General features: G+C 58.2%; 9 protein-coding genes. 2 read left to right on the top strand and 7 right to left on the bottom strand.

Features of this window, described 5'->3' with window-relative positions:
- Positions 1 to 16: 16 nt before the first annotated feature.
- Positions 17 to 997 (bottom strand): dihydrodipicolinate synthase family protein, encoded by a 981-nt coding sequence (locus tag SH139x_RS04580; RefSeq protein ID WP_488354109.1) that lies wholly within the window; start codon positions 995 to 997, stop codon positions 17 to 19.
- Between the two features lie 131 nt (positions 998 to 1,128).
- Here SH139x_RS04580 and SH139x_RS04575 point away from each other — a divergent pair, with 131 nt between their 5' ends.
- On the top strand, positions 1,129 to 3,348 hold the full coding sequence (locus SH139x_RS04575) for a hypothetical protein (protein WP_488354108.1): 2,220 nt from the start codon (positions 1,129 to 1,131) through the stop codon (positions 3,346 to 3,348).
- Between the two features lie 154 nt (positions 3,349 to 3,502).
- Here SH139x_RS04575 and SH139x_RS04570 read toward each other — a convergent pair whose 3' ends face one another.
- The 5 genes from SH139x_RS04570 to tatC all read right to left on the bottom strand — a co-directional run bounded on the left by SH139x_RS04570 (position 3,503) and on the right by tatC (position 10,898).
- The gene (locus SH139x_RS04570) at positions 3,503 to 5,977 is read right to left on the bottom strand and encodes a sodium-translocating pyrophosphatase (protein ID WP_488354107.1); all 2,475 of its coding nucleotides are present in this window, start codon (positions 5,975 to 5,977) and stop codon (positions 3,503 to 3,505) included.
- A 215-nt stretch (positions 5,978 to 6,192) separates the two neighbouring features.
- On the bottom strand, positions 6,193 to 7,737 hold the full coding sequence (gene hpnE, locus SH139x_RS04565) for a hydroxysqualene dehydroxylase HpnE (RefSeq protein WP_488354106.1): 1,545 nt from the start codon (positions 7,735 to 7,737) through the stop codon (positions 6,193 to 6,195).
- Positions 7,734 to 8,717, bottom strand: coding sequence for a phytoene/squalene synthase family protein (locus SH139x_RS04560; RefSeq protein ID WP_488354105.1), 984 nt, complete (start codon positions 8,715 to 8,717; stop codon positions 7,734 to 7,736). The genes hpnE and SH139x_RS04560 overlap by 4 nt, the downstream gene beginning before the upstream one ends.
- Before the next feature lie 9 nt (positions 8,718 to 8,726).
- Entirely contained in the window at positions 8,727 to 9,593 is an 867-nt protein-coding gene (hpnC, locus tag SH139x_RS04555) for a squalene synthase HpnC (RefSeq protein ID WP_488354104.1), read from the bottom strand.
- 21 nt (positions 9,594 to 9,614) lie between these two features.
- The gene (tatC, locus tag SH139x_RS04550; RefSeq protein WP_488354103.1) at positions 9,615 to 10,898 is read right to left on the bottom strand and encodes a twin-arginine translocase subunit TatC; all 1,284 of its coding nucleotides are present in this window, start codon (positions 10,896 to 10,898) and stop codon (positions 9,615 to 9,617) included.
- A gap of 151 nt (positions 10,899 to 11,049) precedes the next feature.
- Here tatC and SH139x_RS04545 point away from each other — a divergent pair, with 151 nt between their 5' ends.
- The gene (locus tag SH139x_RS04545; RefSeq protein ID WP_488354102.1) at positions 11,050 to 12,072 is read left to right on the top strand and encodes a type I phosphomannose isomerase catalytic subunit; all 1,023 of its coding nucleotides are present in this window, start codon (positions 11,050 to 11,052) and stop codon (positions 12,070 to 12,072) included.
- Between the two features lie 19 nt (positions 12,073 to 12,091).
- On the opposite strand, the gene SH139x_RS04540 is transcribed toward SH139x_RS04545, so the two are convergent.
- Positions 12,092 to 12,715 (bottom strand): superoxide dismutase, encoded by a 624-nt coding sequence (locus tag SH139x_RS04540; protein WP_488354101.1) that lies wholly within the window; start codon positions 12,713 to 12,715, stop codon positions 12,092 to 12,094.
- Positions 12,716 to 12,766 lie beyond the last annotated feature (51 nt).

The raw sequence follows: 12,766 nt of genomic DNA, 5'->3' as shown, positions 1-12,766 counted from the left end.
AAAGGCGACTTAGCTTTTAGCTGGCTTGCAGTTGCGTTAAAACGCGACGCACAATCTGATCCAAGTCGATACCGGGCAAGCCGACCGTTTGTTGCGTTCCGGCAGCGGCGGGAATCATCGCGGCTAGCTGAGATTGAGCGGCTGCCGAGCCATCGCGTTGGTTGGCCGTCATCGGTTGACGTCCCGGACCTAAATCCCAGCCGCGCGCACGCACGCCGGCGCGAAATCCCTCTGGAAACTCGGGGGTCCCAATCATCAAGTCGAACAGCGGGATGAGCGCGTGCTGGAGTCGCAAGGCAGCATCAATATCACCCGCTTGACATGTCTCATAAATCGCCTTGGTCAACTCGGGCACGACTCCGCTGGTGGCGTTGGTGCCGCCATCGGCTCCGCACATTAACATCGGCACCAAGGCGGTGTCCCAGCCGGTGAGGAAAGAGAACTCCGGTCGCTCATTTCGGACCGCGGCGATCATTCGCAACATGTGAGAAACGTCCCCCGAGCTATCTTTGATGCCCACCACGCGCGGGCACTCGAGCGCTAACCGACGTACCGTGGCGACATCGATCGGCGAAGCAAACAGGGGAATGTTGTAGAGCGTGACATTCACCCTGACGGCATCAGCAATTTTTTTGAAGTAGGCATACACGCCATCGGGGGTGAGGCGATAATAGAAGGGGGCCACAATCGCCACCGCCGCCACTCCCATCTCACCGTAAGCATTGCAAGCGGCAATTGTCTCGTCGGCGTTCGCCTCGGCCGCTCCCGCCAAGACGGGGACCCGACCGCGAGCCGCTTGGATGACCGTGCGGACGATTTCCTGGCGTTCCCCCGGAGTGAAGCGAACAAACTCGCCCGTACTGCCGTTGGGATACAGACCATCGACGCCGTGCTCAATTAACCAATCGACATAACCGCTCAAAGTCTCATGATCGACTCGCCCTTGAGCATCGACGGGCGTGATATTGGGGGTTAGGATTCCGCGGATGGGTTGCATGATGATTCGACACAGGTGGGAGTTTTAGGGAGCAAGCAGAAATAGGGCTGTTCGCTCAAAACGCTTGGGCTGCTTCATTATAGAATGCCAGCGACCAGATTGCTTCTATCGATTTTCGACACAAATGAATTATGACAGCCAAGAAACTTCGCCATCGCGAGCCAGAGATCGCAACGCAACCACCCGCGGAATCGTCTCGCGCGGATTGGTCACGGGCGAGTGGGGGGATTGTCCTGTTTGTTAGCTTGGCGGTTGTCTGGGGCGGATTGCTGTTTACTCAGCCACTGACGGCCGAAGTCTCCCGCTGGATGTTGTTCCTCGTCCCCGACGCGACCGTCGCCAGCTGGTTCGATGGCCCGGTCTCAGCCGGCGGACTGCTGGCAAGGCTCCCCGTCCTGCTGGTCGCACTGGCTGTGATGGCAATTGCCACGCTGGGCGGCTGGGTGATGTTGCGAAAGACGAAAGTGCTTGAGGGGCTGAGGCGGGTCGAGCAAATCGTGCTGATGACGACGCTGGGCCTGGCGCTGCAAAGTTCAGCCACTTTGGCGGTCGGCCTGCTCGGCTGGTTTCAAAGCCCGTGGATGGTTCCCGCAGTGACGCTGGGAACGATCTGCCTGGGACTGGCACTGCGGCGTTTGGCGCTTACCAGTTCCCAGAACATTACCGTTGAGGATTCTACCGAGGAAGCGGGTAGCCGGTTTGCCCGCTGGGCTCTGCTGCCGGTGATTGGTTTGCTGCTCGCGCGGGCGATCTTACCGCCGGCTGAGTACGACGTGCGGGAGTACCATTTGCAAGCGCCCAAGGAATGGTGGCTGGCCGGTGGCATCGATTTCATGCCGCATAACATCTACGCCAACATGCCATTGGGAGCCGAACTGCACACGGTAACGGCGATGGCAATTTGGGAGTTGGCTGGCAGCGGAATCGAGGATGCTTGGTGGTGGGGCGCGTTGTCGGGGAAAGTCATCTTGGCCAGCTTTGTGGCTTTCACCGCTTGCCTCTGCGGTGCGGCCTTGCGGCGACTATTAATATTCCAAGGCAGCACGCCGAACGCAGCTCGCTGGTCGGGCGATTGGTTGACGTTACTGGTCGTCGCCTTTCCCGCTTTGCTGGAGGGAGGTTCGCTGGGGTTGGTCGAAGCGGCGATCGCAGCCCTGGCGGCGGCTGGTCTGTTAGTGGCGATTCAATTCGCCGCCCGCAACAAGCACTCAGATGCTGACCGCAATTTCACGGCGGCTGTAGTTTGGGTTTCAGTAGCCGCTGGAGGAGCGATTGCTTGCAAGTACCCAGCGGTGGTGTTTGTCGTGCCCACGTTGCTGGCCGCCCTGGGCTGGGCGTCATGGGTTTCGGGCGGTTTTGCCCGTGATGATATTTTTAGGCATAGCAGTAACCGGGCGATCGCCACCTCGTTGTTGCGTTTTGCCGTGGGTACCCTGTGCGTGGGAGGACTATGGTATGCCAAGAATTTATGGTTAGCGGGTAATCCGGTTTATCCGCTGCTGGGCGATTTGCTGGGAGGCCGCACGCTGACTGCGGAGAAGATTGCCCAGTGGAACGCGGGGCATCGCCCGCCCGGTTATCAGGTGTCGGAAATGGGCTATTCGCTGGCCGGTTTGTTATGGCGTTGGCGTTTGCAAGGCTGGTGCTTGCTGCCGCTGGCGGGGCTAGCCGTTGTTTATGGTTGGCGGCAACGTGAAGTGCGATTGTTGGTCTCGGCAATCGCCGCCGCGGTGCTGATGTGGTGGTGCATCACGCATCGGGTCGATCGTTTCCTGCTGCCACTCAGCCCCTTGCTATTTCTGCTCGCCGGAATTGGATTATGGCGTTTGCGTGAGTTGGCCGGCGCGACTTGGGCTGCTGGCTTGGTGGGTGTGCTGTGTGGATTCAATCTGTTTTATATCGCCGGTCCGGCGCTGGGCGATAGTCGCTTGGCTGTCGACTTGGATTACTTACGACGGGACGATCAATCGGCCAGCAGCATCAGCCGTTTGGCTCCGCACGTTCCCTGGGTGAACCGTGAATTGCCCGCGGACAGCCGGCTGTTGGTGGTGGGAGATGCGGCTGTGTTTGATTATGAAATTCGAATCGCCTACGCCACGACCTTTGATGAATCCCCCTTGCTGGCGCTCACAACGGGCGAACCGAGTGAATGGCGATCGCAATTTGCAGCCGCAGGCTTTACGCACGTCTTGGTTCACTGGGGCGAGATTGAAAGATTGCGAAGCACTTATGGATTTGCCGCGGAAATTGATCGCCAATTATTTGAGCGGTTGGTTGCGATGCAAATCTTACAACCCTTGCAGCTCGACGACGTGGGAGGAGCTGTGGAGATTTATCAAGTGCGGAAGTGATCGAAGTTGTGGAATAAGTTGGATATATCAGCCGTTGAGCGCTAGCTCACGGTTCCGAGGAACCGGAAGCTAGCGAGTTTATGGGGAGGTGCTTGGCTCCGCGAAAGAAACCGTTTGCTCGGACTTTCGGCGGAGCGAAAGGCGACTTAGAACATCAAAAGATCCCGAACGCGACCAAGCTGTAGCGAACGATTAAGCCGGCGACAACGACGCTGACCATACTCATCAGCTTGATCAAAATATTGAGGCTGGGACCACTGGTATCTTTGAACGGATCGCCTACCGTGTCGCCCACTACGGCGGCTTTATGAGCGTCGGAGCCCTTACCGCCGAGGTTGCCCGCTTCGATATACTTCTTGGCGTTATCCCAAGCACCGCCCGAGTTCGCCATGAAAATCGCGACGCAGAAACCTGATGTCAAGGAACCGGCGAGCAAGCCCATCACACCACCAACACCCAGCGTTAAACCGACCGCGATCGGCAAGAGCAAGCCGATCAAGCTGGGCAGCAACATCTCCTGTTGAGCCGCTTTGGTCGACAAAGCCACCGGGCGGGCGTAATCCGGCTTTTCTGTACCATCCAGAATGCCAGGATGTTCACGCAGCTGCCGCCGGACCTCCATCACCATACCTTGCGCTGCGCGTCCCACCGCTTGCATCGTCATGGCGCAAAACACAAACGTGGCCATCGCCCCCAGGAACAAACCTATCAGGATCCGCGGATTCAATAAGGAGGCATCATAGTAGGCCGTAAAATCGCGCAGCGTGGCTGTTTGCAAACTGACTAACGGTTGCCCCGTGGCTGTGATCGTGGGGACACCTTCGACGACCGAAACTAGTGACGGATCAAGCCGCGCCGGTCCGGCGTAGTAGGGGACTTTCAACCAATCTTGCTTTACACCTTTAACATCGGTCAACGTTGGAGGTGCCAGGAACTGACTGAGCACGTCGCCGTCGCGGAGCAGCACGAAGCCGGGGGAGAGCTTGTAAACTCCATCCTCCACCACTTCGACCGCGACCGAATCGGACCAGCGAACAAAACCATCCCGCACACTTTCCATATAAGCAGCCAAGAGAGCCAAAGCGGTCAGCGCGGCGGAACCGATCGCAAAACCTTTGCCAGTAGCCGCAGTGGTGTTGCCCAACGAATCGAGCGCGTCGGTGCGACTCCGCACCAGCTCGGGCAAACCAGCCATCTCCGCGTTACCACCAGCGTTATCGGCGATCGGCCCGTAAGCGTCGGTTGCCAAGGTGATCCCCAGCGTGCTCAACATCCCCACGGCGGCCACACCAATGCCATAGAGCCCCAAGGCAAAGTAATCAAAGTCATTAAAGCGAAAGCCGTTGGCAAAACCAAAAGCCGCCATGCTGGCCACACAAATTACGATCACCGGCACCCAGACCGATAACATGCCGTCGGCAATGCCACCGATAATGATCGTGGCCGGCCCCGTTTCGGCCTGTTTGGCAAGTTCCTGCGTCGGCTTAAATTCGTCACTCGTCGAGTACTCGGTCCACTTGCCAATCAGCCAACCGGCCAACAGCCCGGTGATCACGCTGAGAGCAACTCCGGGAACGCCAAAGATCGCCGCACCGGGAACGTTGGGCATCAGCCAGTAGGCCAGCCCAAAGGCGGCCACCATCACCAGCAGGGCCGCCAAGTTAATTCCCCGACCCAATGCTTTGAGCAACGCTTTTTGCGATAAATCCTCCCCCGTGCGGACCGCGTAAATGCCCACGATCGAGAGCAGAATTCCCACCGCGGCAATCGCCATCGGCAATAACAAGGACGACAGTTGAGCGGTCAACCGATCACTGCCTTCCGCCAGGATCGCCGGCGATGCAAAGGCGGCAACCCCCAACGCGCCAGCTGCTAAAATCGAACCGCAATATGACTCATAAAGATCGGCCCCCATGCCGGCCACGTCCCCCACGTTGTCCCCCACGTTATCGGCGATCGTGGCGGGGTTCTGAGGACTATCTTCCTTCATGCTCTGCTCGACCTTGCCCACCAAGTCGGCTCCCACATCGGCCGCTTTGGTAAAGATGCCACCACCAACGCGAGCAAACAAGGCCTGGGCACTGGCTCCCATGCCGAAGGAAAGCATGGTGACTGAGATCTGCTCGAGCGTTAGCGGTTCGGCAAACTGAGGCACCACCCAGTAGAGCACGATGAACCACAGCACGATGTACAGCAGCCCCATCCCGACCACGGTCAGCCCCATCACGGCACCGGATCGGAAAGCAATCTGCAGACCGTCGTTGAGCGATCGCTCGGCGCCCGCCGCCGTTCTCGAACTGGCCTGCGTGGCCGTCCGCATCCCAAACCAACCACACAGCCCCGAGAAAAAACCGCCCGTTAAAAAGGCGAACGGCACAAAGCCACTCTGCAAGCGGAAACCAAAAGCGGCGATCCCCAACAACACCGCGACAAAGACGAAAACAATGAATACCAACCGATTTTGTTGTCGCAGATAAGCGTTGGCCCCATCTCGCACGCTGGCCGCAATTTCCCGCATCAAGGGAGTGCCTTCATCGGCTAACATCATCTCTCGGAAAAAACGCCAAGCCCAGAACAGGGCCACGATGGCAGCCGCAAAGGCCAAAGAAATCACAGTTGCTGCTAGCATAAGGACAAACCTAATTCCATCTTCTTCAGGGGAGCGGACCAAGCGAGCCGATCAGACTCTGGCAATGATTCCATTACTCTAGCTAAAACAAATTCAGTTCCGAGGGGGGACAATCAATCAAAGATGAATTTTACGCCTTCGAGGACCCTTTAAAGGTGTCGGGCGGTCCCTTCGCTGGCGATGAATCGAAATCTCACGCAGTCCAGAAATGTCGCTCAACCTGCTATTAAGACCCGCGCCAGCCAACCCTTTGGTAGGGATGGCCGGAGCGAATTCGCGGCAATTCCACACCTTGCGGCGACGCAGTCGGCAGCTTGGAAACCGCTGATCACAGCCCCTTCCATGGTGGCGGGCCAACCGGTACGGGTGAAATCACCTGCGACAAAAAAACCTGCCTGGTGACTGCTAGTCACCGGTCGCAGCGCTTCCACCTGCGGACTAACGGAGAATACAGCGGACGGGTCGGTCACCACCCGACCTCGCAGCACTTGCACCTCACCCGCCTGCGGAAAAGCAGCTCGCAAGTCGTCGCGGACTTCATCCAACACCGATTGGCTAGATCGCCCCCGCAAGTCGTGGGCCGCGCTGACCACAACCTGATAATAGTGCCCCTCACGGGCCGCCGCGTTGGTTGCGAAGGCGTCTACTTTCCGGGCCGCCGCAGCGGGCGAGTCAGCGAGCGGTGAGCGAAAAACCCATTGGCTGAGGCGGTCGACGATCACCGTGTGCGGCCGCGAAGTTAGCGGGCGATCGAGCCACAAGTGGATGCCAGAAATCGGCGCGGTGGGCAAGCGGGTCAGCTGTTCAAGCTGGGGCAGGCTAGCGTGCAGATTCCCGTCCCCGAGCAACCGCTTGAGCGCATACCAGGGAACCGCCACCACGACCGAGTCAAACACATCTGCCCCGTTGCTGCCAGACTCGTTGGGTCTGGGCGGCTGTGTCACGGCGAGCTGGAATTGACCTGTGGGGGTCAAGCAAACGTTTCGCACCCGCGTCGCTGCTTGAATCTGCACACCGCCGGCTGATAAGAATTGCGGCAAGGCTTGACCAAATAATTGGCTCAGCGGTTGCTGGGGGACCAGCACGTCGGCCGCTCGCCGGTTTGCCAAAAACCCTTCCACAAAGACTTGGCGGCAGGATGCCACGGCAACATGCCGGACATCGTCTCCCAGGGCGCTGGCGATCACCACGTTCCAAAAACGATCGATCGTTCGCTGGGATTGCCCGGCCGCTCGCAACCAGTCTGCCATGGTCAGTGGTTGCTCGGGATCTGCCGTCGTTGGTTGCCAACGCATCAGCCTCCAGAGGGCGCTGGCGACCTGTCGTTTTTCGGTCCAGCTGAGAAATCGCAACCGGCAAAAGCTGGGGCCAAACTGCAAAGGAGCCGGCAGCCAGGGTGAAGGACAAAAAACGCTTTCTCGCTTGGCGTGATTGGCCAGTTCGGTCGCGGTGAAAACAAGGCGGTTGGTTCGCAAAAAGTGCTTTTCCAAACCGGCTTGCCGCATCAAGTGCAGAAAATTGGTGCAGCAGCCCATGGCCACGTGTTGGCAATAATCAATCTCTTGAGTAGCCTCGCCAGCAACACCTTGATCGGTGAACGATCCGGCCCGACCGCCAGTCCGACGTTTGGCTTCGAAGATGGTGGTTTGAAATCCATGTGGGATCAGCGCCGCGGCGGTGGCCATCCCAGCCAAACCGCCACCGATAATCGCCACGCGATGACCAGGCAGCTCGCGGGGACCAGCGACAGGCAATGTCATTCCGACGATTCCTGGAAACGGGGATCCTTCAGCGGGCTGTCGAGTCGCCGAAACAACCTTGGCACAAAGTGCGAGGATGCCAACGCGAGCCGCTCGGTCCAGCCCAATCGCAAGCGTTTTCGCAGCGCGGCGGTGGGGTTGCGATCAAGCTTGCAATGCAACAACCGATAAGTTCGCCACATCATGCTGAACATCGGCTGGCCATCAGGGTGCAATGATGCGAAGACACTCCAGCCGCTTTGGTAGCGGGCGCGGGCCCGGGCTGAGAGTTGATCGATCGCGGCTAACAAGTTGGCGGAGGGTTGCTTGGCCAAAATCGTCGTGATGGCAATTTCTTCGCCACCCCAAAATTCACGCGGCAAGTAGATGCGGCCGCGTTCGGCATCCTCACGGAGATCGCGGAGGATGTTGGTCAGTTGAAAAGCGACGCCACAATCAACCGCAGCCGAATAGGGCAGAGGAGGGTCGTGTCCCCAAATCTGAATGCAGGCCAAACCGACGGTCGAGGCGACTTGGTAGCAGTAATGCTCGAGCTGTTCGAAGGAGTGAAAGCGAGTCTGTGTTTGATCGGCTAACACGCCGTCGATCAAATCAATCAAATATTGCGGTGGGATGACAAAGCGGCGAGCCGTATCGGCCATGGCGGGCAACAGGTTGGCGGCCGAGTTGGGCAGCCTTGCCGGAGCGGCCGATTCGATTAACCGGTTGGCGGCGGCGGAGTCCAAATGCCCGGCGGCCAACAGGGCGCGGGCTGTCATGGCCCGCCAAGCCTCCAGCGTGCGACAGGTCGCCAACAGATCCCCCGCGTCGACTTGGGCATCCGCCAGATCGTCGGTTTGCCGCGCGAAAGCGTACAACGCGGTCATGGCCAGCTGTTTTTCGTGGGGCAGCAAAGCAAAGGAGCGAAAGAAGTTGCTCCCCGCTCGACGAGCCACTTGAGCGGCGCAACGGTAAGAATCGTCAACCAACGCGGAACTCAAAGCGTGTTCCTATTTGCCTAGCCAGGCTTTTGCAACCAGACGTAACTGCCGCTGCCGAGTGACCACTGGGCGGCGATTCCAGACATCGTATCGGGCTGCCCGAATGGAGGCTAAAATCGCTAGCCCTCCACCAGCAAACAGCCGCACGTTACGCGCCAACCACTTCGGTACATCATTGCAAAGCGGCAAGCCGTCGCGAAGAAAATTCTCGGCTCGCGCAACTTGGCTACGGAGCATCTCGCACGCGCCGGCGGGCGGCGTGGGATCACCAAGCCGCTGGGGATCGACGCCATACTCGGCCAGCTCATCTAGCGGGCAATAGATCCGCCCCAACAACGCGTCCCGACGCACATCTTGACAAAAATTCGCCAACTGCAACCCGGTGCAAATTTTATCCGCCAAAGCGACTCGCTCCGCCGTGTGCGCCGCCCCCATGTACAACACCAGACGGCCCACCGGGTTGGCAGACGAACGACAATAATCGAGCACTTGATCAAACTGTTGGTAGCGAGTGATTCGCTGGTCCTGGCGAAAAGCGACCAACAACTGCTGAAACGGCTCGGCGGGAATTCCGAAACGCTTGATCGTCGGTTGTAAAGCCACGAACACCGGATGATCGACCGGCTGGCCGCGATAGCAAGCATCCAAGCATCGCGACCACTGGTCTAAGCGACGCAAACTTTCGGTCGCATCATCAATTTCGTCAGCCAAATCATCCGCCATGCGACAGTACGCATACACATTGTAAAAGTCTTGCCGCAGCTTACGCGGAGTTAGCAGCCCGCCAACCAAAAAATTCTCATAGTGGGACAAGGCCAAACGACGCGTAAATCGCTCCGCGTGACTAAGCAGTGTGGGATTCTTTTTTCCGTGCATTGCTGCTCAGCCTCCCCCCGGTTAACGCGCGTCATAGGCGGCACTGCCCAAGCCGCGGCCGCGAGGCATGAAGCGACACAGACCGATCCCCAAGAAATACAGCACCACCAGCGGACACATCAGCAAGATCATACTGTAAGGGTCCGCAGGTGTTAGCAGCATCGACAACACGGCGATCACCAACACGGCAATTCGCCAACTTTTTTCATAAGCAACGGTCTCAATAATGCCGATCCGTTGCAGGAACAACATCACCAATGGCAACTGAAAGGCAATTCCAAAGCCCAACGGCAGCAACAGCACAAAGTTCATCCAATAGGAGAGCCGAGGTTCCATATCGACACTCAAGGTGGAATTGAAATCCAACAAAAACTCCAGCACAAAACCGAGCACGGCAAAGAAAGCAATGCTAACGCCGCTGATGAACAAGATCACGCTAAAGGGCAAATACAAGTACACATATTTTCGTTCGTGAGGATACAAACCGGCCGCCACAAAGCCCCAAATGTGATAGAAAATCATCGGGCTGGCAAGCACCGAACCAACAACCACCGAGGCCTTCAAATAAATCATGAACGGCTCTTCGACCTTGTGCGAATTCAAACCCGCCTCGGTCTTGACCAACATCCAAGTCGCTGCAAAATCGCTCGGCGCGGGTATCCGCGTCGGTGGCTGTGAAGCGGGCGGAGGCTCGGCACCACCAGCCAATTTTGCCGCGTCAGCTGCTTTTGCCGCGTCAGCTGCTTTTTTCGTTTCAGCTGGCTGCTTCGTTTCAGCTGGCTGCTTCGTTTCAGCTGGCTGCTTCGTTTCAGCTGGCTGCTTCGTTTCAGCTGGCGGGGCTGGCTTGACAGCTGCATCTCGTTTCGGCTCTGCCTGGGGCTTGGGCGTCGGCTGTGCAGTTGAATTTGCCGCCGGAGAGTCAGCAGACTGATCAGTCGCCGGAGCAGCGACGCCCGCGTAGGTAAACACTTTTTCCCACTTCAGCCCCTCGGAAATCATGAAATCGCGGAGCGTGGCAATCCGCTCGACATCCTGCTCGTCACTGTTGCTGAACGCGTCCCCAAACATGGCCATGCCTTGATCGACTTTGTAGACCACGATGGCCGCTTCCAGCGGTCCCTGAATCCAGCGAACCATCGGCTTGGCGACAAACACCAACGCGATCAAAGCTCCGGCGATCAGCCACAGGATGGCTCGCGCCAGCGCGCGACGCAATTCCTCCAGATGTTCCCCGAAGGTCATCGTAGAATGTTCGAAGAGATCCTCTTTTGGCAGTGCGGGGCGATCCACGGCAGAAGGTGTCACGGTCTAAGGGGAACGAAGGCAGGTATCACGAGAATATTCCTATAGTTTAGCAGCACTTCGGTGCGCGGCACCCTCCGTTGGTTTACCATTTGACTTTTATTCCACAACAGTCGCTTCGAGTTACGACTTAGTCCCGAGGATTTTGGCAAGTATGGAACTATATCCGCTCACATTTGAACCGGTTTTCCGCAGTTACATCTGGGGAGGCCGGCGGCTTGGCGAGGTACTCGACAAGCCCATTGGGGAGGCGCCGCGGTACGCCGAGAGCTGGGAAGTGGTCGACCACGGGGCAGACCAAAGCGTGGTAGCCTCAGGCCCCCTGGCAGGTAAGTCACTGCGGCAATTAATCGAACTTTACGGGGAAAAATTACTCGGCCGGCGAAGCGTGGCGAAAAGTAGCTCCGCAAACCCGGCTCAAGCTGGCACCAGCTTTCCCCTGCTGCTGAAATATCTCGACTGCAATCGTGTGCTGTCCGTGCAGGTCCACCCCGACGATGCTTACGGGGCCCGCATGAACCCGCCCGATTTGGGTAAAACCGAAGCTTGGTACGTGATCGCCGCCGAGCCCAACAGCGTGATTTACGCGGGGCTGGCCGCTGGAGTCGACCGAGAAGCGTTCGCCACGGCGATTCGCACCAGCCACGTAGAGGAGGTGTTGCACAAGATCGTGGCCCAGCCGGGGCAATGCATTTTCATTCCCGCGGGAACGGTCCACGCTTTGGGGGCGGGCATTCTCGTCGCAGAAATTCAGCAATCAAGCGACACCACGTTCCGAATTTTCGACTGGGATCGGCTGGATGATGCCGGCCAACCGCGACCGCTGCACATTGAGCAAGCGTTGGAGGTCACCAATTACGAAGCGGGCCCGGTGAGTCCACAACTTCCGTTGCCGCTGGGGGATGATGGTCAGCGACTCGTCGCGTGCGATAAATTTTTTCTCGATCGCTACGCGGGTGTCCAACCAGTGACGATCCAAGCGGCAGCCGAATTCCGCATTCTCACGGTCGTTCAGGGAGGCGGGACTCTCTGCTGGCTAAACGAAACGGGCCGACCGGAGAGCCTCAAATTGCCGCTGGGGCAAACCGTTTTGCTCCCCGCCACTTGCCCCTCGGTGGAATTCGTGCCGTACGGAGGCGGGGCCACCTTGTTGGTGATGGGCCCGCCTCAGCAGTGAACTTTCTCGCTAAGCCTTTTTACTTGGCTGCGGCGAATCGGCTAGCGACTTGATCCCAATCGACGACGCTCCAGAAGGCGCTGATGTAATCTGGGCGACGGTTTTGGTAGTTCAAGTAATAGGCGTGTTCCCAGACGTCGAGTCCGAGAATGGGGGTCCCGCCGAGTCCCGCGACAGCGGCACCCATCAGGGGACTATCTTGATTGGCGGTGCTGCCGACGACCAATTTGCCACCGTCAACGACCAGCCAAGCCCAACCGCTACCGAAGCGAGTTGCCCCGGCGGCGGCGAATTGCTGCTGAAAGTTCTCGAAACTGCCGAAGGTGGCGTTGATCGCTTCGCCCAGGTCACCGCTGGGGTTGCCCCCTTTGCCAGGTCCCATGATGGTCCAGAACAGCGAATGATTGGCATGGCCGCCACCGTTGTTGCGGACAGCTCCGCGAATTCCCTCGGGAACCGACCCGATATCGGCAATCAAGGCTTCGATCGATTTTGACTCCAGCTCGCTGCCAGCAATCGCGTCGTTGACCTTGGTAATGTACGCCTGATGATGCTTGGTGTGATGGATTTCCATCGTGCGGGCATCAATGTGGGGTTCCAACGCGTCATAAGCGTAAGGCAGTGCGGGAAGTTCGTAAGCCATGAGAATCATCTCCTTTTGAGGGTGTGAGGGAGCCAACCGCTATCCTCACGC

The sequence above is a fragment of the Kothea flammea genome (assembly GCF_052161645.1).
Lineage (GTDB): Bacteria > Planctomycetota > Planctomycetia > Pirellulales > Pirellulaceae > Laterigemmans.
This window is presented reverse-complemented; position numbering and strand designations above follow the sequence as displayed.

What these genes read in the sequence shown, in the direction of transcription:
- SH139x_RS04540 (WP_488354101.1), bottom strand. Translation starts at nt 12,715, where the DNA reads ATGGCTTACGAACTTCCCGCACTGCCTTACGCTTATGACGCGTTGGAA.
- SH139x_RS04545 (WP_488354102.1), top strand. Translation starts at nt 11,050, where the DNA reads ATGGAACTATATCCGCTCACATTTGAACCGGTTTTCCGCAGTTACATC.
- SH139x_RS04580 (WP_488354109.1), bottom strand. Translation starts at nt 997, where the DNA reads ATGCAACCCATCCGCGGAATCCTAACCCCCAATATCACGCCCGTCGAT.
- SH139x_RS04570 (WP_488354107.1), bottom strand. Translation starts at nt 5,977, where the DNA reads ATGCTAGCAGCAACTGTGATTTCTTTGGCCTTTGCGGCTGCCATCGTG.
- hpnE (WP_488354106.1), bottom strand. Translation starts at nt 7,737, where the DNA reads ATGACATTGCCTGTCGCTGGTCCCCGCGAGCTGCCTGGTCATCGCGTG.
- hpnC (WP_488354104.1), bottom strand. Translation starts at nt 9,593, where the DNA reads ATGCACGGAAAAAAGAATCCCACACTGCTTAGTCACGCGGAGCGATTT.
- SH139x_RS04575 (WP_488354108.1), top strand. Translation starts at nt 1,129, where the DNA reads ATGACAGCCAAGAAACTTCGCCATCGCGAGCCAGAGATCGCAACGCAA.